Origin of the sequence: Mycoplasma sp. Mirounga ES2805-ORL (genome assembly GCF_017084445.1) — a bacterium.
Classification (GTDB): domain Bacteria; phylum Bacillota_I; class Bacilli_A; order Mycoplasmatales; family Metamycoplasmataceae; genus Mycoplasmopsis.
This window is the reverse complement of record NZ_CP070947.1, coordinates 167,282-190,451: the sequence shown is the minus strand read 5'-3', so window position 1 is coordinate 190,451 and position 23,170 is coordinate 167,282. Positions and strand designations below refer to the sequence as shown.

Below are 23,170 nucleotides of genomic sequence, written 5' to 3'. Positions count from 1 at the left end.
TAAATTAAATTAAATTTAAAATGGAAATTAATAAACCATATTTTTTAGTTTATTAAGAAAATTACTGATGATTTCTCTATAAAATAGTTTATTTGGTTATTTATATTTTTTTACATGTGTTAATAATTAAATTATTTTTTCAATGTGTTTTTGGAATAATTTATACTTATGTTATGAATATATTATGAATTAGAAATGATTTAAGGCTTAGAGATAATAAATCTTTACATAATTGTATTTTAGATTCTATTAGTAGTAATGAAAAAATTATGATAGTTTTTATTATTGATCCATATTTAATAAAAGTTAATTCATTTAGCAATGACTATTTCTTCATTGCTCTTAATTATTTTAAAAATAACTTATCTAAAAAAGGAATAAACATTTATTTTATGTATGGGGAGCCATTAAATCAATTTGAGATATTAGTTAATAAATATCCAGATATTAAAAAAGTATATTTCAATTTATCTGAGCGAGGTTATGGTTTAAAACGCGATAATCAAATAATCAAGTTTTTAAAAAATAAAAATATTAAAATTAGACCTTCTTATGATAAACACTTGCATTCAGCTAACGAAATTAAGAAAAAAGATGGGTCGTACTATTGTGTATTTACTCCATATTTTAACAGTTGATTAAAAAAGGAAAAACCAGCATCACTACCTTGGCCCGATATAAAAAAAGAACTATTTATAAATGAGTTTAATTATGATGAGTCATTAAAACAAGTTAATAATGTATTTAAAAATATTAAACATACATTTACTAGTGACGTTGGAGAAGACAAAGCTTTATTGCAATTAGATAAATTTATTTTAAATGGAATAACTAACTATGATAAATATAGAGACATTCCTGAATTAAACTTAACTAGTAACCTTTCTAAGTATCTAACAACAGGCGAAATATCTATCAAAACAATATATAACAGAATTAGTTCTTTGCCAAATTCTCAAGGTAAAAATGAATTTATTAAAGAACTTGCTTGAAGAGATTTTTACAATATGATTTATCATTTCAATCCTAATATTTACAAAGAAGCATTTCAAAGTAAATACAGAGATTTAGAATGACAAAAAAATGAAGATTTTTTAAGAAAATGAAAAGAAGGAAAAACCGGCTTTCCAATAATTGATGCAGCTATGACTCAATTGAATAATACAGGCTTTATGCATAATAGGTTAAGAATGGTTGTAGCAAGTTTTTTGACTAAAGATTTATTAATTAACTGACAAGAAGGGGAAAAATATTTTGCTAATAAATTAATTGATTATGACTCTGCTTCAAATATAAATAATTGACAATGAGCTTCTTCAGTAGGAACTGATGCTTGCCCTTATTTTAGGATTTTTAATCCTCTAAGCCAAAGTAAAAAGTTTGATCCAAGTGGAAACTTTATTAAAGAATTTTTGCCAAATTTAAAAGATATACCTTCAAAGTATATACATTGCCCATTCGAGTATAAAGACGTACTAAAAGAAAAATATGGAATAGAGATAGAAAAAATATATTGAAAACCAATAGTTAATCATAAAGATCAAAGGATTAAGGCACTTAATTTATTTAAAGAAAAATAATTTAATTAAGATATTTTTTATATTTATAAATATTTTTTTCTAATCAATTAAATTCAAAATCAGGGTTGTACGATAATGATCATAAAATTCCGTAAAAATTACATATAACTTTAACACGATAGTATTCATTAAAATCAATGTTGTTTGAATATATTGTTAAAAACTGTTTTTCTTCTTCATCATTCAAATCATGTTCACTCGCGATATAAGCTAAATCAAAATATTTACTATTCATTGAAACATACTCAAAATCTATTAATTTAATTTCTTGATTATTAGTTAAAATAATGTTTTGAGTATTAGGATCATTGTGGCTAACAACTTCATTTTTTAGAGTTTTTGAATTAACTAAAATTTTATTTATAAGGTCTTTGCCAATCCTATTTAAAAACTCCTTATTGGGACAAATTTCTAGATATAATTTTAGACGGTCATATATTTTATTATTTGGGACTTTGATTTTGCTTAAATGTAGTTCTTTTATAGCTTTTACTATTTTGTTTTTGTTAGTTAATTGTGAAAAATCAATTTCATTATTATTAATAAATTTTCTAATAATTAGTTTTTCATCTTCAAAGATAACTGGAATAACACAACTTAATTTGTTAAATTTTTCTAATTTTGTTAGGTGATTAAATCCATTTTTCTTTTTAACTTGTATAAATAAATCGTTTTTTACGAAACTTTGATTTGTATATCCTGATGTTAATTGTTTAGTGTCTTCATCTATTACAAATTTTGAGTATGTTTTTCTATAACCCATTTTTTGAAATTCAGATGTTATAAAATAAAAATCCTCATACACCTCTTTTGTGATATCAAGATGTTTACATACAATATCTTTGTTTAAGCCAACATTTTTAATCAAACTAAGTGCATCAAATCCAGGATGTGTCTTTCTCGACCATTCAAAATCAATTATTTCAACTTCATTTTTATCATTAACCAAAATATTTTTTAGGTTTAAATCTAGATGAGATGTTTTATATTTTGAAGAGTCTAAATATTTATTAACTAATTTTTGATATTTTTTAGTTCCTTTTCCATAATAAAAAAGGTCAAGTTCAGGTAAATCTATTTGAATTTGATGAATAGTCTTTACTTTGTTAAGTATATTAGTTTGAATTTGATCATTTATACTAACTTTTTCTAATGTCTGACCATCAAATCATTTTCTAATAAGAACTCCATTTTTATAGTAGATAGTTGAAGCGAAATTTTCCAAAATTATATTTTCGATATTATGCTTAACGTTCACTTTATTTAATGGAATACGTAGTTGAACATCTCTCTTTTTATATTGCGCTTTAAACGTATAATTGTGAAATCCTTTATAAAAAAGTTCGACATTTGAAATATTGTCATAAATTTTATTAGGAAGATTTGCTTTAATAAGATCTAAATATTGTTTATTCATGGAATAATTATATTATTACTTAGAAATCTATAAATATTTATTGGCATACGATTTTCAAATATTTTAATTTTTTAAAAAATAAAAATATGAACCATAGTTGATTGTGGATATCTCATAAACAATTTTTTTTTTAGATTAATAAGATAAATAGCTTTAAAACTTAAAAATTATAAAAATAAAGTTTTTTCTATTTAATTCAAGCGTTTTTGTTTTTTTTATAAAAAAGTGTGAATTACCATCATTTTTAAGTTTTGAAAAATTAAAAAATTGATAATGTATTTTAACTAAAAAAAATATTTTAATAACTAAATTTATTATTTTTTTTATTAGTGATTTTCATATTTAAAAGTTAACAAAAATATTTAATATTTTTTTAATTTTTTTTAATTTTTTGTTGCTAAAATGAGTAATACGTTTTTAGAAAATTAAATTAATTAAGGAGAGTGTATGGCTAAAAATCAAAATAAATATTATACTCAATCAGTTTCACCTATTGAGTATGAACGAAACGGCTTTAAAGGAAAAATAAGAGCAGTAAATTGAAATGTTATAGACGATGAAAAAGATTTAGAGGTATGGAATAGAATTACACAAAATTTTTGATTACCTGAAAAAATTCCTGTATCAAATGACATTCCTTCATGAAATACTTTAGATGAAAACTGACAACAATTAATAACTAGAACATTTACTGGTCTCACATTACTAGATACCATTCAAGCTACTGTTTGCGATATTGCTCAAATACCTAATTCACAAACGGATCACGAACAAGTTATTTATGCAAACTTTGCATTTATGGTGGGAGTTCATGCTCGTTCATATGGAACAATTTTTTCAACACTTTGTTCAAGTGATCAAATAGAAGAAGCTCATGAATGAGTTATTTCAAATGAAGAATTACAAGAAAGAGCAAAAATTTTAATTCCTTATTATCATAATGAGGACCCAATTAAATCAAAAGTTGCAGCAGCACTTATGCCCGGTTTCTTATTGTATGGTGGCTTTTACTTACCATTTTATTTATCAGCAAGACAAAAGTTACCTAACACATCAGATATCATAAGATTGATTTTAAGAGATAAAGTAATTCATAATTACTATAGTGGCTATAAATATCAAAAGAAAATTGCAAAGCTTTCTAAAGCAAAACAAGTGGAAATGAAGAAATTTGTTTTTGATCTTATGTATCAATTAATTGATGCAGAAAAAAAATTCTTAAGAAAATTATATGAGGGGTTTGATCTAGCTGAAGATGCAATAAGATTTAGTATTTATAATGCCGGAAAATTCTTGCAAAATTTAGGATATGATTCACCATTTACTGAAGAAGAAACTAGAATTCAACCAGAAATCTTTGCTCAACTATCTGCAAGAGCGGATGAAAATCATGATTTCTTTTCCGGAAATGGATCTTCATATGTGATGGGTGTTAGTGAAGAAACTGAAGATGAAGACTGAGAATTTTAGTATATGAAATAGTTAAAATAAAAAATAGACAAATTAAAGCATATTTATTTATTTATATGTCTTTTCTATAGTCTAATTCGTAAAATAAATTAATAAAACTAAGGAGAATAAAATGCATAAAGATGTAATTAAAGTCAAAAAAGATCAAATTAAAAAACCTGATGGTGAAATTCTAGCGGTATATTTTTCATCAAATTCAAATAATACTCATCGCTTTATTTTAAAACTTGGAGTTAATGCTAAAAGAATTCCTAAAGAGCTAGATGAAGAATTACTAGTAAATGAAGATTATGTCCTTTTCACACCAACATATAGCGGTGGATTAGATGACACAACAGGAGCTGTTCCAAAACAAGTTATCAAATTTTTAAATAACGAAAATAATAGAAAACACTGCTATGGAGTAATTTCAAGCGGAAACACAAATTTCACCGAAACATTTGCAATAGCTGGTCCAATTATTAGTAAAAAATTAAATGTACCACTTTTGTATCAATATGAGTTATTAGGCACAGCAGCCGATGTTGAAAATGTTAATAAAATTTTGAGAAAATTTTGAAGTAAGAATTAGTAAATTATGGACAAAATAAAAAATAAAAAATTAAATTCCCTTGGCGAAAATGATGAATATATTGCATTAAATGCTCAAACAAAATTATTTTCACATATAACAGGTGATTATTCATACGATACAAAAGCTGTTGAAGTATATATGGAACAACATGTATTACCTAATACAAAAGTTTTTGCAAATGTTAAAGAAAGATTCGATTTTCTAATCAAAAATAACTATTACGATGAGGGAATAGTTATGAAATACAAATTAAGCGAATTAGAGAAACTTACTAATTTTGCTTACTCATATAATTTTAAATTCCCTTCATTTATGGGAGCTCTAAAGTTTTATAGTTCTTATTGTTTAAAATCAAATGATGATACAGAATATCTTGAAAGATATGAAGATAGAGCTATTATGAATTCATTATTTGTAGGAAATGGTTCATTCAAACATGCAAAAGATGTTCTGAAAGAAATAATGGAAGGTCGCTATCAACCTGCTACCCCAACATTTTTAAATGCAGGTAAAAAGCAAAGGGGTGAATATATTTCCTGTTATTTATTAAGAGTTGAAGATAATATGGAATCTATAGCTCGCGGTGTGTCGACGTCATTGCAATTATCAAAAAGAGGTGGAGGAGTTGCTTTATGTTTAACAAATCTAAGAGAGATGGGCGCTCCCATTAAAAATATTCAAGGTCAAGCAACAGGTGTTGTTCCTGTTATAAAAATACTTGAGGATTCATTTTCATATGCAAATCAATTAGGTCAAAGACAAGGCGCTGGAGCTGTTTATTTATCCGCTCACCATCCAGATATTTTGACATATCTTGATACAAAAAAAGAAAATGCTGATGAAAAAATTAGAATTAAATCATTGTCGTTAGGTATCGTTATACCAGATATAACTTTTGAATTAGCTAAAAATAATGAAGACATGGCTTTATTTTCTCCATATGATATTATGAAAGTCTACGGAAAAGCGATGAGCGATATTTCTATAACAAAAGAATATTACAATATGGTAAATAATCCTAAAATCAAAAAAACTTTTATAAATGCGCGTGCATTTTTCCAAAAAATTGCTGAACTTCATTTTGAATCTGGATATCCATATTTATTATTTGATGATACAGTAAACAATAGAAATGCTCACCCAAATAGAATAGTAATGTCCAATTTATGTTCAGAAATTGCCCAACCAAATACACCTAGCGAATTTTCAACTGACTTATCTTTTATTAAAAAAGGTGAAGATGTCGCATGTAATTTAGGATCTATGAATATAGATAAATTAATGAAAGCTGGATCAGATTTTGGCCAATCGATTTATAGTGCTATTTGGGCCTTGAATCATATAGCTAATAACACCGATATTTCATCCGCGCCATCTATTGAAAATGGTAATAGAAAAAATAGAGCTATTGGACTAGGTGCAATGAATCTACATGGTTTTCTTGCCATAAATAAAATTAAATATGCTTCTCCAGAAGCTGTAGATTTTACCAATATTTTCTTTTATACATTTGCATATCACGCTTTCAAAGCATCGAATAATCTAGCAAAAGAAGGATTTGGAAAATTTAGTGGTTTTGAAAAAACTAAATTTGCTAATGGTGAATATTTTGAAAAATACACAAAAGTTAACGAAAATGAATATCAACCAAAAACAAGTAGAGTTAAAGAACTATTCAGAGAACATAATGTAACTATACCAAGTAGAAAAGATTGAATTGATTTATCCAATGAAATTCAAAAAACAGGTTTAGCAAATAGTCATTTAATGGCTATTGCACCAACCGGTTCAATTAGTTACTTATCAAGTTGCACTCCTAGTTTACAACCTGTTGTAAGTGATGTTGAAGTACGTAAGGAAGGCAAAGTGGGACGTCTTTATGTTCCTGCATATAAAATTAACAAGGAAAATAGAGAATATTACCTAGATGGTGCATATGAAGTTGGACCTTACCCTATTATCGATATAGTAAGTGAAGCACAAAAACATATTGACCAAGCTATATCACTTACTTTATTCTTTAAGGACAATACAACAACTAGAGAATTAAATAAAGCTTATATTTACGCGTTCAAAAAGAAATGCTCATCTATTTATTACGTAAGAGTAAGACAAGACGTTTTAGAGGGCAGTGAAAACCATGAATGTAAATCATGCGTTCTTTAAAAATTCAAATCAAAACATAAGTCGGTAATGATTTATGTTTATTTTTTTTCAAAAACTAATTCATATATTTTATTTTTCATACTGTCATCATTTTTAAGAATATCTTTAAATGATTTTTTGCCTTGTGCAATATTATTATTTTCAAAATAAAATCAAGATCCTTTTTTAGTTATGATTCCTTTTTCCAGTGCTACATCAATTAATTCACCAATATTATCGATTCCTTGACTAAAAATAATTTCTGTTTTAATCGATTTATACGGGATAGCTAATTTATTTTTAACAACTTTTATTTTTATTTCATTACCAGTTATATCTGTTCCTGAAACAATTGCTCCTGCTTTTCTAACATCAATTCTTATCGAGGCATAAAATTTTAATGCTCTACCTCCAGGAGTTGTTTCTGGGTTTCCAAACATTATCCCGATTTTTTCTCTAATTTGATTAACAAAAATAATAGTTGTCTTATTTTTATTTAAATTTCCAGTAATTTTTCTTAAAGCTTTAGACATTAATCTGGCTTGAGCTCCAATAGTTTGGTCTTGCATTTCACCATTTAATTCAGCTTCAGGAACTAATGCCGCTACACTGTCTACAACAATAAGATCAATAGAACCACTCTTTGCTAAAATATCAACTATTTCTAATGCCTGTTCCCCAGAATCTGGTTGGCTAATTATTAAATCATCTGTATTAATTCCTAAATTTCTAGCATAAACTGGGTCAATAGCGTGTTCAGCATCTATAAATGCAGCTACTCCACCTATTTTTTGAACTTCAGCGATTGCGTGAAGACATAAAGTTGTTTTTCCACTACTTTCAGGTCCAAATATTTCAATAATTCTGCCTTTTGGATAACCTCCAATTCCTAATGCTTGATTAAGTAGATAAGATCCAGTTGGAATTACCTCTAAATTAGGATCTATACTTTTTTCTTCTAAAAGCATTATCGCTTCTTTGCCAAATTTTGTAGTAATTTCATTTAATGTTTTTTGTATTAGATTTTGTTCATTTTTTTTCATAATAATTAATTTTCCTTTCAAAAATATATATCTAAAAGTTATTTTTATCTGAAAAAAATGGAAAAAATAAATATTTTTGCTAGTAAAAAAATATAAATTCAATACAATTTTTTTCTGTTAAATATAAATTACCCGATATGGTATAATTTTGTTGATATTTTATTAATTTAATATAAGTAAAATAAATTTTATTAATAAGTTTTAAAAATACACAATTACAAAATTAAACATAAGATAACATTGAGGGAGAAAAAAGGAGAAAACAACTTGTAAAATATTATATATTTTGGTGAAACAAGTGTTTTAATAAAAATATGAAAAGATTAAATTTACTATACAAGCCAGAGAAAGAAAATGAATTTCCTTGACTGTTAATCCATCCAAAAGTAAAAGAAGGATTAGCTAGATTCAAAACTAGAGCTGATGCAATCAATTGATTCCTTCAATTTAATTATGAAGTATACATTTGATTCCAAACTAGTAAAAAAATTTTTGGGGGTCAATTAGCCGTTCTAAGACCAGATGATGAAACTGAAAGTAAAGATGGTTCTAAAGACGGAAAATTGTTATTTATTCCTAAAATAACTGGCTTTGATGGCGGAGATATCTATGAAAAAATATGTGAAGAATTTAATATTCATCAACAATATTTAACAAGAAATCTCTCACAAAGTGATTTGGATAAAAAGGTGAAAGCAATTGAGTTTCAATTAATAAGCGATGTTAATACATATTTCCCACCTGATTTGGAAACAACACGTCGTAAACAAACAGAATATATTGATCTTAATTCTATTAAAGCATCACTTGAATTGAGAATTAGTGAACTCGAAAAAGAAAAAAGTGTTGCTAAAGAACAAATTGATAAACTCAAAGAAAAATTACAAGAAAAGGAGCTGAACTTCATGGATATAAACAAAAACATTGATTCATTCTATGAGGGAAATGACCAACCATTTGAACCCCAAGACCCAAACTTTATGACTGGGGAACAACAACAAAATATTAATTCAGGTGAATTTGTTCCTGAACAAAATGAAGATGAGATGAGTCAAGCAAATATGTATGACCCTTATCAATCAACACAACAATATTTAGATCCTAATCAACAAATTGCTATTTATGACCAATTTAATGGTTATCCAAATGGCGAAATAATGGGATACGACCAATATGGTTACCCTACCGGAATGTACAATAATGCCGGAATGGATCCTGTTAAAAAAGAAAAAATTGTAAGTACTATTAACTGAATATTAATTGGCGCATCAATAATAGCTTTCCTACTAATTCTATTTATTGCACTATTTAATGGAATTCTTACATACTTTAATGTTATTTAATCTGTTTTACACATTGTAAATACAATTAGATAACTAATATATTAAGTTGTAAATATGAAAACAAATAAAATAACTATATATATGAAAGGAAAAATATGAAAAGTTCAATAAAAAAAGCGTGAATAGGAGTTGGTTGTTTAGGAGCTGCGGCAGTTGCTACAGGAGTTACTGCTATTGTTCTACGTACAATTGATAAAAAAGCATATGACAAACAAAAGAAAGATATAGAAAATTCTCTACTTTCTTTCGAAACTAAATTGAAGAAACTAGGTAATGTTGTTCAAAACCGTGAATCAACAATTAATAGTTTAGGATTTAACGATACAGGTATTGGGGAAATAGAAAATAAATTCAAGAAAATATATTTCACTGATATTGAAGATGAGTACAACAAACTTAGATCTATAAATATTGATGCAATTAAAAAAGAATTAGAAAGCTATCGTTTTGGAAGAAATATTTCAAATAAATTCTACGATTCTAAAGTAAGAAAAGATATAGAAGCAATTATTGATTTTACAAATAAATACAAAATAGTGGAAGATAATGCCCAAGAAGTTATTCACAATTTCCTTAAGAGCGAAGTTGAAGAAAAATTAGGTTGAGTTGATTCATTAATTATTGAAAGCGGAAAAGCCGGAGAAATAACAATTAGAGATGCTTTAAGCAATAATTTTGCTAAAGAAATTGGTTTTAACTACGAATTTGTTCAAAAAGACATAGTTTCTAAATATAACCAAATTAAAACAAAAGTAAAAGGTTCTATAGAATGAGACAATACTAAAATTGCTTCAGAATTTAAGTTAGTTGTTGATGAAATTATTGATCTTAATGGTGGTACAGGAAGTGCCGGTCTAGTTAAAGATGGTGTTTTAACCGGAATTATGAATAAAGCTAAACGTAAAGTTCAAGAAATTTCTAACGATATTCCAGCAAAAATTAATGTTAATGCCATTGTTAGAAACAAGATTTTAAACATGACTTCATTAAAATCTAAAGTTGATGCCTTAAATGAAAAAATTAAAGAATTCTTAACAGTAGCTAACATTACAGGAAACTCTACATCAGATCAAAAAGAAGATTCTATTATTAAAATTGCAAATCTTTATAACCAATTAAATTCATTCAAAAACGATATGAATTTAAGTTTTACACAACTATCTAATAAACTAAAAGATATTGAAAATTATTTAAATAAAAATAATTTAAAACAAGCCTCAGAAGCCGGAGATCTTTTAAAATATACAGATTCAAAAATTTCGAATGTAACATTTAAAGATAAGACCGATAAAGAATTAAATCAATTTAGTAAAGCATTTGTTAAAGAATTTAATATAGGCAATGCTTTTGGTACTTATTTAACATGCATTGAAAATGTTGAAAAAAATTGAGATGAATTCAGTAAAGAATTTGATAAAAACATTAAAAGTAACTTAAGCATTTTCAAAAACAAAAAAGTTGATAATTATCTAAATACAATTCAAGGTAAAGAAGTTAAGTTTGATGAATTTGGTGATGTAAGTGAAGTTAAATCTCTATTAACATCTGGAAATCTTGCTGTTGAATCAAATAAAGCATTTAAAGATACAGATTTATATGATGGATCATATAATGCACAATTTTCAAAATTAGTTACAAATTGAAATCAAATTGTTGAAAATAGTAAGAAATATACAAATTTATACAATAAATATAATAAATTCTATTTCCATGATTTTAATGACTATTTTAAAGGATTAATAGAAGATAAAACAAATGACAAAGGAGTTGCTGACTTAGTTAAATTTAGTGAGTCAAAAAACTTTAAACCTAGCGACTATCTCCAATTAAAGAATACATTTACACGTTTACTAAAACAACACTTTATGTATGATAATATTGAAGATATTGAATCACTAGAAACTGATTTTGATAAAGCAAAAGGTAAAACTTTTGCTGAAAAATGAATTAATATTATTTCTTCATATTCATCAATTAATAAAGATGCAAACGCTATTGTAGATCTTGAACATGAAATTAATAATGAAAAGATGGGTTCTGTTGATATTATGTTTAGAAATGACATCAACACCTATAACTTTGTTCCACATATTAAAGAATTCATTAACAAAATTAGAGAATCTGAATTAGCTAAATTTACTGACATTTTTGTTCTAAACGACCTTTCAAGAGCTTGAACAGATGACTTTAAACCGGAAGATCCAGATTATACTGCAACAGCTAAAACAGCTTCAGTTAAAATGAAAAATGCCGCAGACTTTATCGGACGTAAAGCACAAGGAAAAACAGAAGAAGGAAAATTTGATAAAGAAAAACGTCCTAATGAAAACACACTTCTTTACTATCTTTCAGCATACAACAAGTTTGACTATTCAACATTTGTAAGAGGTAGAAGAAATATGTTTAAACCTAATGAATGAGTAATTAATCCTGCATTGCAAGATAAAAAATCATTCATTAATGATGACTTGTCATACTGAACAGGATTAGACAAATATAATAAATATAACTGATTGCCTACAACCGTTTGAGAAAGTGAATATTTCTTGAATGTACAAAAAGAATTAAAAAGTAACCCTTCATTAACTCTAGAAGATGCTTATAATAAACTTGCACCAGAATTCTATGACGAACCTGAAGATAGTAAGACATATAATTTTAAAAATCTTGCTGAATACTATGGCAAAGAAACATTCTATGGTAGCGAAATTAAAACTGATATTCAACAATTACAAAATATCTTTGTTGAACAAGAAAATATTCTTAAAGGTGCATTAAAAGCTTTTGAAAATGAAACAGAATCAGCTGAAATTTTAAAACAAGTTGAAAGCATGTATAGTTGATTATTGGCTTTTGCAAGAGATATTCAATATACTAAATTTAGAGCTAGATATGAAACTCAATATTATAATTTAATTTATGCAGGATTAAAAGAAACACCAGGTTCAGAAAAAGTTACTTACTATCTACGTAAATCACCTGTAAGATATAGCAGTTATAATGATAACTATATAGGCGATAGAATAACCCAATTAAAAGGATATAAAATACCTAGAACAATTGGTGTTTCTGAAGATTATGCTGCATTATTTAATAAGTCTTCATATAAACCTATGAGTGACAATACCAGAATGATAACTTCATTCTACTATCAATGAAAGAACAAGAAGGTTCCTCCAACATATTTAAATCAAAAAACTGATGGATATAGATATATTCTATTCAGAAATAGTGTTTCATTTAAAAATACATTAAATAATGATTCAATAACTGATTTTGGATACTTTAAGTCAAGAGTATTGTATCTTACTGATATAGTTAATTGATATAGTTCTCCTAAAACTAATAGAACATTTAAAGGTGAAGCGACAATTGCTGATACTGGTAAATTTACTCCATATGAATTTGATCTAGATAAAACAGATCTTCCTGAACCATACGCAGATAAAAATCCAGAAGAAGCTCAATATCTAAATATTATTGGTTACTAAAAATAAATAAATTAAAAATGGAGTGTAATAAAAACACTCCATTTTTTTATTAATTCTTTTTTGAATTAAAATTAATATCAAATAATCATTTTAGTGAATATATTTAAATATTAATCTAAAATATATTAATAACTATAATATATCTATTGGGAGTATTTCAAATGAATAAAAAAAGATTAATTAGCGGTATTAAACCAACTGGCGATCTAACGCTTGGAAATTATATAGGTGCTTTAAAGAATTTTGTTAAATTACAAGACGAATATGATGCATATTATTTTGTAGCTGATCTTCACGCTCTAACCACAGGAACTGTTGATCCTAAAGAATTATATCAAGCAAGAAAAGAAATTGTTGCGATGTATATAGCTTGTGGTTTAGATTTCAATAAAGCCGCTATATTCTATCAAAGTGACTTGCAAGAACACACTATGGCTCAATGACTTTTAACTACCGAAGTATCAATTGGAGAATTGAATAGAATGACTCAATTCAAGGATAAAAGTATAAAAGTCTCTAAACAAGAAAACGGTACTGATAAAATACCTATTGGACTATTAATGTACCCGGTTCTAATGGCTGCAGATATTCTAATTTATAATGCTGATTGTGTTCCGATTGGAGAGGATCAAAGTCAACACTTAGAATTAACTAAAACGATTGCTACTAGATTAAATAAAAACTATAAGATGAATTTAACTATACCAAGAGGATTTGTGCCTCCAGTTGGTGCAAGAATAAAATCACTCACAAACCCTGATACCAAAATGTCAAAAAGTGATAAATCTAATAAAGCAACTATTTATCTACATGATGACCCTGAATTAGCCTACAAAAAAATATTAAAAGCTGTAACAGATTCTGAAAATAAAATATATATATCAGATGAAAAACCGGGAGTATTAAATTTATTAAATATATACGCTTCTTTAAAAGATATATCTTTAAAAGAAGCTGAAGCACAATTTATTAATTCTAACTATATGGAATTTAAAATTGCAGTAGCTGAAACAGTTAAGCAAGAATTAATTAAAATTCAAAGTAACTATAAGCAAGCATTAACCAAAATAGATGAAGCCACAACAATTGGATTAAAAAAAGCAAAATCTATTTGTGGACCAATTGTTGAAGAACTAAAAACTAAAATGGGATTTAATTAAAAAAGAGGTAATAAATATGAAAATTAAAGTAGACACAAAATTAAACCACACAACAAGTCACCTTTTAGGGGCTGCTGTTGAAAAATTATATCCAAATGTTAAATTAGGTTTTGGACCAGCAACTGACGAAGGTTTTTATTATGATTTTGATTTTGAAAATTCTTTTAGCGACCAAGAGTTAACTAAAATTGAAAAAATGATGAAAAAGTTAGCAAGTCGTAATCTAGTAACTATTCAAATTGATGAAAAAGATTTTGATTTCACAAATAAGCCATATAAAAAAGAACTATATGATGAATTAAAACAAAAAGGTGAAAATATTACATTCTATGCACTTCAAGATCCTTTAAATAAAGAAATTGTTTTTAAAGATTTATGCGCTGGAAACCATGTTGCAGATACAAAAAAAATTAAATACTTTAAACTTTTAAATATAGCTGGTGCATATTGAAGAGGAAATAGTGATAATAAACAATTAACACGTATTTACGGTACCTGTTGAGAAACAAAAGAAGAATTAAATAATTATCTTGAAATATTAAATGAAAGAAAAGAAAGAGATCATAGAAAAATAGGTAAGGATTTAAATATTTTTACCTTTAATCGTCTAAGCGGACAAGGTTTTCCAATATGATTAGAAGATGGTATGTATATCCACAATGAACTAAGAAACCTAGTTCTTAAACTGGATAGAAAATATGGCTTTACTGAAGTTTTAACCCCTCATTTCGGTAATGAAGAACTATATAAAATAAGCGGTCATCTAGCACACTATAAAGATGATATGTTTAAACCATTAATTGTTGAAAATGAAAGATTAATTCCAAGACCAATGACTTGTCCTCATCACATCTTAGTTTTTAATAATGATAAAAAATCATATCGTGATATGCCTATACGCTATTCTGAACAAAGTCAACTATATAGATATGAAAAATCAGGAGCACTAACTGGTCTTGAAAGAGTTAGAGGTATGCTTTTAACTGAAGGCCATTTATTTGTCCGTGAAGACCAAATAGAAGCTGAAATTAAGCATATGTTTAATCAAGTAAAAGAAATACTAGAAATATTTAAAATAGATATTAGTTATATTTCACTTTCATTAAGAGATAAAAATGATAAGGAAAAATATTTTGATGATGATAAAATGTGAGATTCATCTGAAAAAATGTTAAAGAAAGCTCTAAATGATCTAGGTGTGGAATATACAGAAGTAAAAGGTGAAGCTGCCTTTTATGGACCTAAGATAGATATACAAATTGATACTGCATTAGGACACGAAATAACTGTTTCTACAATACAACTTGATTTTCTTCAACCTAAAAACTTTAATTTATCATTTGTAAATCAAAAGGGCGAAGATGAAAGACCAGTTATGATTCACAGAGGTCTATTTGGAACATATGAAAGATTCGTTGCTATTTTATTAGAACAAACTAAAGGTGTTTTACCTTTCTGAATAGCTCCTAAACAAATTACTGTTATTCCAGTTAATTTAAATGAAAACTTAGAATATGCTCAAAAAGTAAAAGATATTTTATTTGACCATAACTTTAGAGTTAAATTAGATGATAGAGATGAAAGAATTAATAAGAAGATTAGAGAAGCTCAAATTTCAAAAAGTAAATTTAGTGTAATAATTGGTTCACAAGAAGAAAAAGATCAAACCATAAGTTTTAGACAATATGGAAGTGAAAAAACAGAAACTCTTTCATTAGATAGTTTTATTTTAATGCTATCAAAACTTAGAGCAAATTATGAATAATAAAGTTACAAGAGAAAACTATAAGAAAAACTACGATCCTCTTGTAAGTTTTCTATTTAGTTCAATTTTTATAATCATACCGTATGTTGTAATTTGATTATTTTCAACAGCTGATTTTCAAAATCAAAAAATAGATTCATTATCTTTACAATTAGCATTACCTCTAATTGTTTTAGTTGTATCTATTTTTCTAAATATTTTATTTATATTTATAAAGTTTATTTATGTAAAAAGTTTAACATTATCAATTCCTCTAAATGTAATGTTTTTAGCAATGATATTTTCTCAATATCTCCCTCATAATGATTGAACTATTTTTATTAGAATTTCAATAACTTTAGTCCTTGTTGCAATATCAACGTTAATAACTCAAATATTATTAACTAGATTTGACAATAAAAAAGAGTTTAATAATATAATAAAAAAATAAATATTTTCAATTAAATAATTAAGGAGTTATAAAGATGTTAAAAGTATTAAATCATCCATTAATAGAAATAAAATTAACCACAATGAGAGATAAAAACACATGTCATAATGTATTTAGGCAAAACCTAAGTGAAATAACTTCGCTTATGACTTATGAATTATTAAGAAATTACAAACCTAAAAAATTAATAATTAATACCCCATTAGACAAAGAACACGTTGGTTCTCAATTTGATAAAGATATTGTTTTTGTACCAATTTTAAGAGCTGGTTTAGGAATGCTAGATGGTCTTTTAAAGCTAGTTCCACAGGCAAAAGTTGGACATATTGGATTATACCGTGATGAAACAACTCACACTCCAAAATCATATTTTTATAAAATGCCAAATGTAAGTAAGGATAGCATAATAATTGTTGTTGATCCAATGCTTGCTACAGGCCATTCAGCTGAAGCGGCTATTAAACAATTACAAAATGACGGTTTTAAAAACATTTCGTTACTTTGCTTAGTAGGTGTTAAAGAAGGTGTTCAAGTTATTGAAGATAATTTCGGAAAAGACTTTGAAATATATCTAGCCAGTCTAGATGATAAGCTAAATAACAATAAATATATAGAACCTGGATTAGGTGATGCGGGAGATAGAATCTTTGGAACCAAATAAAAAAACTAATTTTTATTACAAAAAACCTATTGTAAATAAAATCACTATGTCAGGTTTTTTGCTAGGATGTATGTTTGTAGTCAATTTTATTGGCGGCATATTTTTTGTTTTCCCCTTAGCAAGCTTTTTAAAATTTGACATAACACTAGTTTTTTTAATAATATGTTCAAAATATATAGGACATAAATATTCATTATTTCTAATAATTACTTTTTTTATAATTTCGCCATTATATTCTTCAGGCGGTTATGCACCGCACTCTCTTCTAGGTCGAGGGATACTTATGTGTGTACAAATACTTTTTTCAAGTACTTATGTATTATTTAACAATTTAATTTTTAAAAAGATAATTGAAAAAAATAATTCTTTAAAAGTGAAAATAATCATTGAAATTATTATTTTAGTATTGTCAAGTATTATTACAACAATTTTAATAACAATATTAAATACTCTTGTTACAACCCCATTGTACTTTTGACTATTTGGAATTTCAAAAGGACCATGAGTTAATAGTTTAGCAGAGATTTATAGCAATATAAAAGCAATGTTTTTTGGAATAAATAATTATTATTTAGGAGCATCAAGTTTATACTTATTGTTTAATATAATTAATTTAACTATAAATTCATTTTTAATATTTACAATTAATTCAATAAATGAGAGAGTAAATTTTATTAGAATAAATCAAGTATTAAATTAGAGAAAGAAGGCAATATGTTTGATAATAGCAAATATGATCAAAAAAAAGTTGAAAAAAAATGACAAAAATATTGATTAGATAATAAGTATTTTGAACCTGAAGATAAAATAGAAAAGTCTAAAAAATACATTCTATCAATGTTTCCCTACCCGAGCGGTAATATTCATGTAGGTCATGTTAGAAACTACGTATTAAGCGATGCTTTTGCACGCTTTTATCGTAGAAAAGGATTTAATGTTTTGCATCCTTTTGGATGAGACGCTTTTGGCTTACCTGCGGAAAACGCTGCTATAAAAAATAACATTCACCCTAAGACTTGAACTTATGAAAATATAAATAAAATGAACCCACAACTTCAATCATTAGGAGTAAGTTTTGCTTGAGACAGACAATGTATAACTTCTGATCCAATTTATACTAAATGAGAACAACAATTATTTATTGAAATGTGAAATAAAAAACTAGTTTCAAGAGAAAAAGCCATTTTAAATTGATGTGAAAAAGATCAGACTGTATTGGCTAATGAACAAGTTGAAGATGGTAAGTGTTGAAGATGCGATGAACCAATTATTAAAAAAGAACTTGACCAATATTATCTAAAAATAACAAATTATGCTAAAGAACTACAAGATGATTTAGAAACTTTAAAAAACCATTGACCAGACAAAGTGCTCTCAATGCAAAAAAATTGAATAAATTATCAAACAGGATTTTTAGGAAAAATCAATATTAGAAATAATAAATCAAACACGATCATAGAATCATTAGAAATATTTAGTAAAGATAAAAACTCATTTTTTAATGCTGACTTTATTTTTATATCTGCACACCATGACTTTGTAGATAAATTAATTAATAGTAATGAATTGTCTAGTACTCAATTATTAAAAATCCAAAAAATTAAAGATGCCGCTCAAGACAAAAACTTTAGCAAGAGATTAGCTATAGTTATTGATAACTACTACGGAGAAGCGGAATTTTCAAACCAAAAATTCCAATTAGTTATATCAGATTTTGTGACATTAGGTGATAAAAATAGAGTTCAATTTGCCTATGCTGATTCAAATAATTTAAAATATCTAATAAAAAGTCATGCTGAATTTGTTGAATTAAATCAAATCAGTTTACCTGTAAAAACTAAAATTGAAAAATATGAAAATAAATTGCAAAAATCATCAAAAATTAATTTAAGAGATTGAGGTATAAGTCGTCAAAGATATTGAGGAAGTCCAATTCCGTTAGTTCATTGCAAATCATGTGGCATTGTTCCAGTAAATATTGATTCTTTACCTGTAGAACTACCTTTTGATGTTGATTTTTCAACTGGCGGTAATCCTTTAAAAACCAATTTAAACTGACTTAACACTTCTTGCCCAAAATGCGGTGGCAAAGCTATTAGAGAAACAGATACATTTGATACTTTCTTTGAAAGTAGTTGATACTTTTTAAGGTACACAACTCCTTTAAACGATCTAAATAAAATGCCTTTCAATAAAGATTTTATTAAATATTGAAATAAAGCAGATATTTATATAGGTGGTGTGGAACATGCAATACTGCACCTACTATATTCAAGATTTTTTACAAAAGTTCTAGCTGATTTAGGTTATTTAAATTATCGCGAACCATTTAAAAATCTATTAACTCAAGGTATGGTTCTTAAAGATGGTTTAAAAATGTCTAAATCTAAAGGAAATACAGTTAATCCAAGTGAAATAATTTCTAAATATGATGCAGATACTATTAGATTATTTATTCTTTTTGCCGCTCCTCCGGAAAAGGAATTAGAATGATTAGAATCAGGAATTGAAGGATGTCATAAATTCTTAAAAAGACTAATTGAAAAAAGTAAATTAGTTAATCCTAAATCAAATTACAAAAATATTGATACCGAAACAATTTCAGTAGAAGAAAAAGAAGCTAGAAGAAAACTTTATAAAGGCCTGGAAAAACAAGAATTGGTTTATGATGAAAATAATCACAATTACTCATTCAATACTTTAATAGCATGATTAATGGAAACATTAAACGCTTATGAAAATATAACTAATGAGAAATTAATAACTGAATTCTATTACATTATGTTAAATCTACTCGAACCTTTTGTTCCACATTTAGCCTGGGAATTAAGTAGTGAATTCTTTAATTTGAAAAATTTAAAAGATTTTACAATAGACCAAAATGCCTTAGAAAAGGACTTAATTAATTATCCAATTTCAATAAACGGAAAAACAAGAATTCAAATTCAAATAAGTAAGTCAAATAATAAAAAAGATTTTGTAATCAATGAAGCCAAGATTGCTGCTAAGAAATGACTTGAAGGTTATCAAATTCAAAAAGAAATTTTCGTACCAAACAAAATAGTAAACTTCGTTGTAAAAAAATAAAATAATTTTGGCACTCTAAAATAAAGAGTGCTAAAATTTGTTTATATAAAAATTAATTTAAACTTTAATTAAGGAGAGAATATGAATAAAAAAGAAACAATAACATTATTAACTAATCCAATATCAAATGATTTGGTGTCACATGTTGTATATGGAACTGAAACAAGAGAAATTGAAGTTAAACCATATGGCAAAGTGTGAACTAAGGAGTATCTTGATAGTTTAGTTGAACAATATAAAAAAGATAAAGATAAATTTATCCAAAATGATGAATTAATTTTCAATATAGCTTATATATTCAATGATAAGAAAGAAAATAAATTAGTAACATCAAAATTAAGCGATATTCGAGAAGTTTTTACTGTTGCTAGACTTTTAAAAATAAAGCAAAGTAAAAAAGATGATAAAAATAATTCTCCTATTTATACGTTAACTTTTAAAGGAATAACTAGAGCTAAACTTGTCAATAAACCAGATTCGTTTGTAAATACTAAAGGCAACATTATTAAATCAATTAATGATTTGGCTTATTTTAGAAATACAACTAATTTCCCATATGACTCATTATATAACCTAGCTGAATTTGGAGAAAAATTACAATATATAGATGAAGCCATTAGCGCACTTACAGTGACATCTGTTTGATCAAAAATTATTTCTGCTAGACTTCAAAGATTAAATCCAAATTTAAATTATGAAAAATTAATGCAAAATACTTCATTTGCTGGTAATGAAGAAGGTGATTTACAAAACAGTTATTCAGTGATTATTTCCTCATTAATGGTTTACATTATTGTTGATAATTGAATAAAATACTTAATACTATCTAAAGAAGATGGATTAGACCAACTTATAATGATCTACAATGAAATTTATGACTTTCAACAATTACGCAATTGAAGTCCTAAAGAAAAACAAATTTTTGAATCTCAAAAATTATTCCAAGAACCTATTTCATTAGAAGCGAATAATTCTAAGACAAGTAAGACTTTAAACAAAAATAATAAAAAAAGCCCAAAAAACAATAATAAAAATGATTTACCAAATAAATCAGATGACGTTATAGCTGATGCAATGCTTGAAGAAGAGCTTAACAAAAAAATTAAAACTAATTTAGACAAGCAACAAAAAGAATTTCTCTTAAGAGAAAAAATGAAAGCTATTAAAGAAAGTTTAAGTGAGACTGCTCCTGATGGAGAAGATGATGAAGACGAAGAATTTGTAAAAATATTACGTGATCCTAAAAAATCTAAAATGTTTCCAGATTCTGTTTTAAAAATAATCAATGGTGAAAAAGAACGTCTAAAAAGTATGATGAGCGGAACACCTGATGCAAACACAACAGCTAGCTATATTAATGTTTTAAAATCAATGCCATGAAGAAAAGTTGAGATAGAAACATTAGATATTAAAAAAGCAAGAGAAGTATTAGACAAAAATCACTATGGTTTAAAGGAAGTTAAGGAAAGAATTATTGAATATCTTTCATTAATTATTAATCACAAAAATATTGCCAAGAAAAATGGCAATCAAGAATTAATAGATATTGATGAAAATCACCAAATAGATATGGCTTTATTTAAAGAAAAAGAACCAAATCAAAAGGTTCAAAGAACATTTAATAATGTTCCAATTCTAACACTAGTTGGGCCTCCAGGTACTGGGAAAACATCACTAGCTCGCGCTATAGCAGAAGCTTTAAATAAAAGTTATGTCAAGATTTCACTAGGTGGAGTTCATGATGAGAGTGAAATAAGAGGGCACAGACGCACATATGTTGGTTCTATGCCAGGTAAAATTATTAAGGCTATTCAACGTTCTGGAGTTTCCAACCCCCTAATTCTATTAGATGAAATTGATAAAATGAGTTCTGATTATAAAGGTGATCCATCTTCTGCAATGCTTGAAGTTCTTGATCCAGAGCAAAACACAAAATTCCAAGATAACTATTTAGAACATGAATATGATTTATCAAAAGTTATGTTTATTGCAACTGCTAACTATTATGAAAATATTCCGGCGCCATTAATTGACCGTGTTGAAATACTAGAATTACATAGTTATACAATAAATGAAAAAATTAAAATTGCTCGAGAGCACTTACTAGATATAGCAATCAAACAAGCCGGTATTAATGAAAATCAATTCATATTTACTGATGACGTTATAGAATTTATTATAAAACGTTATACCGCAGAAGCAGGTGTTCGTGGACTTAAACGTGCATTTGATAAAATAGCTCGTAAAATTGTTACTAAAATTGTTTCAGGTGAAAATATTGAAAAATTCGAAGTGACTAAAGATGTTGTTCTAAGCTTCTTAGGAACACCTAAGTTTAGTGAACCTATTGAAGATAAGGAACCTCAAGTTGGCGTTGTTAATGGATTAGCTTATACATCAATTGGTGGAACAACATTGCAAATAGAAGTTTCAACATACCCAGGTAAAGGTCTTCTAAAATTAACAGGTTCTTTAAAAGATGTTATGAAAGAATCAGCTTCTATTGCATTAACCTATGTTAGATCAAATGCTGAAAAATTTGGAATTAAGGATTTTGATTTTGATAAAAATGAAATCCATATTCACGTTCCTGAAGGTGCAGTTCCTAAAGATGGACCAAGTGCTGGTGTTACATTCACAACTGCATTAGTTTCAGCATTAGCTAACAAACCAGTTCCTCAAGATGTTGCTATGACTGGTGAAATAACACTGAGGGGTCGTGTTCTTGAAATAGGTGGTCTAAAAGAAAAGTCTTTCGCTGCTTATAAAAAGAATGTTAAGAAAGTCTTTATTCCTAAAAATAATGAGAAAAATTTAGTTGATATTCCTGATGAAGTTAAAGAATCAATTAAATTTGTACCTGTAGAATCATATGATGAAATTTATAAAGAACTTTTTTCTAACACAAAAAATTAAATATTTAAAATAACATTCAAGTAGGGTGTTATTTTTAATAAAAAATAATTATATTTTTACTAAATTGACTTTTTTATAGTTCTTTAAA

The 23,170-nt window shown here is 26.6% G+C and carries 15 protein-coding genes; 13 read left to right on the top strand and 2 right to left on the bottom strand.

The genetic code is table 4. The features are described from left to right. Positions 1-173 precede the first annotated feature (173 nt). Positions 174-1,580, top strand: coding sequence for a deoxyribodipyrimidine photo-lyase (locus JXZ90_RS00720; protein ID WP_205848494.1), 1,407 nt, complete (start codon positions 174-176; stop codon positions 1,578-1,580). 1 nt (position 1,581) lies between these two features. On the opposite strand, the gene JXZ90_RS00715 is transcribed toward JXZ90_RS00720, so the two are convergent. Continuing rightward, complete coding sequence (locus JXZ90_RS00715; RefSeq protein WP_205848493.1) at positions 1,582-2,997, bottom strand: phosphotransferase; 1,416 nt, start codon at positions 2,995-2,997, stop codon at positions 1,582-1,584. Positions 2,998-3,444: 447 nt separating this feature from the next. Between JXZ90_RS00715 and nrdF the strand changes: the two genes are divergently transcribed. The 3 genes from nrdF to nrdE all read left to right on the top strand — a co-directional run bounded on the left by nrdF (position 3,445) and on the right by nrdE (position 7,207). Beyond that, entirely contained in the window at positions 3,445-4,467 is a 1,023-nt protein-coding gene (nrdF, locus tag JXZ90_RS00710) for a class 1b ribonucleoside-diphosphate reductase subunit beta (RefSeq protein WP_205848492.1), read from the top strand. A 112-nt stretch (positions 4,468-4,579) separates the two neighbouring features. Beyond that, complete coding sequence (nrdI, locus tag JXZ90_RS00705; protein ID WP_205848491.1) at positions 4,580-5,038, top strand: class Ib ribonucleoside-diphosphate reductase assembly flavoprotein NrdI; 459 nt, start codon at positions 4,580-4,582, stop codon at positions 5,036-5,038. Positions 5,039-5,044: 6 nt separating this feature from the next. Next, positions 5,045-7,207 (top strand): class 1b ribonucleoside-diphosphate reductase subunit alpha, encoded by a 2,163-nt coding sequence (gene nrdE, locus JXZ90_RS00700; RefSeq protein ID WP_205848490.1) that lies wholly within the window; start codon positions 5,045-5,047, stop codon positions 7,205-7,207. A 38-nt stretch (positions 7,208-7,245) separates the two neighbouring features. On the opposite strand, the gene recA is transcribed toward nrdE, so the two are convergent. Continuing rightward, positions 7,246-8,229 (bottom strand): recombinase RecA, encoded by a 984-nt coding sequence (gene recA / locus JXZ90_RS00695; RefSeq protein WP_205848489.1) that lies wholly within the window; start codon positions 8,227-8,229, stop codon positions 7,246-7,248. Between the two features lie 314 nt (positions 8,230-8,543). On the opposite strand from recA, the gene JXZ90_RS00690 reads away from it, so the two are divergent. From JXZ90_RS00690 to lon, 9 genes are all read left to right on the top strand, one after another. After that, on the top strand, positions 8,544-9,572 hold the full coding sequence (locus JXZ90_RS00690; protein ID WP_205848488.1) for an MAG3090 family protein: 1,029 nt from the start codon (positions 8,544-8,546) through the stop codon (positions 9,570-9,572). 95 nt (positions 9,573-9,667) lie between these two features. After that, on the top strand, positions 9,668-13,063 hold the full coding sequence (locus JXZ90_RS00685) for a hypothetical protein (protein ID WP_205848487.1): 3,396 nt from the start codon (positions 9,668-9,670) through the stop codon (positions 13,061-13,063). A 161-nt stretch (positions 13,064-13,224) separates the two neighbouring features. Next, positions 13,225-14,223, top strand: coding sequence for a tryptophan--tRNA ligase (gene trpS, locus JXZ90_RS00680; RefSeq protein ID WP_205848486.1), 999 nt, complete (start codon positions 13,225-13,227; stop codon positions 14,221-14,223). Between the two features lie 16 nt (positions 14,224-14,239). Next, the gene (thrS, locus tag JXZ90_RS00675; protein ID WP_205848485.1) at positions 14,240-15,988 is read left to right on the top strand and encodes a threonine--tRNA ligase; all 1,749 of its coding nucleotides are present in this window, start codon (positions 14,240-14,242) and stop codon (positions 15,986-15,988) included. Next, a complete protein-coding gene (locus tag JXZ90_RS00670) occupies positions 15,981-16,418 on the top strand; it encodes an MAG3450 family membrane protein (protein WP_205848484.1) in 438 nt (145 codons plus the stop codon). Before thrS ends, JXZ90_RS00670 begins: the two co-directional genes overlap by 8 nt. A gap of 34 nt (positions 16,419-16,452) precedes the next feature. Further along, on the top strand, positions 16,453-17,079 hold the full coding sequence (gene upp, locus JXZ90_RS00665) for a uracil phosphoribosyltransferase (protein ID WP_205848483.1): 627 nt from the start codon (positions 16,453-16,455) through the stop codon (positions 17,077-17,079). After that, complete coding sequence (locus JXZ90_RS00660; protein ID WP_205848482.1) at positions 17,048-17,779, top strand: MPN527 family putative ECF transporter permease subunit; 732 nt, start codon at positions 17,048-17,050, stop codon at positions 17,777-17,779. Before upp ends, JXZ90_RS00660 begins: the two co-directional genes overlap by 32 nt. A 14-nt stretch (positions 17,780-17,793) precedes the next feature. Then, complete coding sequence (locus JXZ90_RS00655; RefSeq protein WP_205848481.1) at positions 17,794-20,166, top strand: class I tRNA ligase family protein; 2,373 nt, start codon at positions 17,794-17,796, stop codon at positions 20,164-20,166. Positions 20,167-20,247: 81 nt separating this feature from the next. Then, on the top strand, positions 20,248-23,082 hold the full coding sequence (lon, locus tag JXZ90_RS00650; RefSeq protein WP_205848480.1) for an endopeptidase La: 2,835 nt from the start codon (positions 20,248-20,250) through the stop codon (positions 23,080-23,082). The last annotated feature ends 88 nt before the right edge of the window (positions 23,083-23,170 follow it).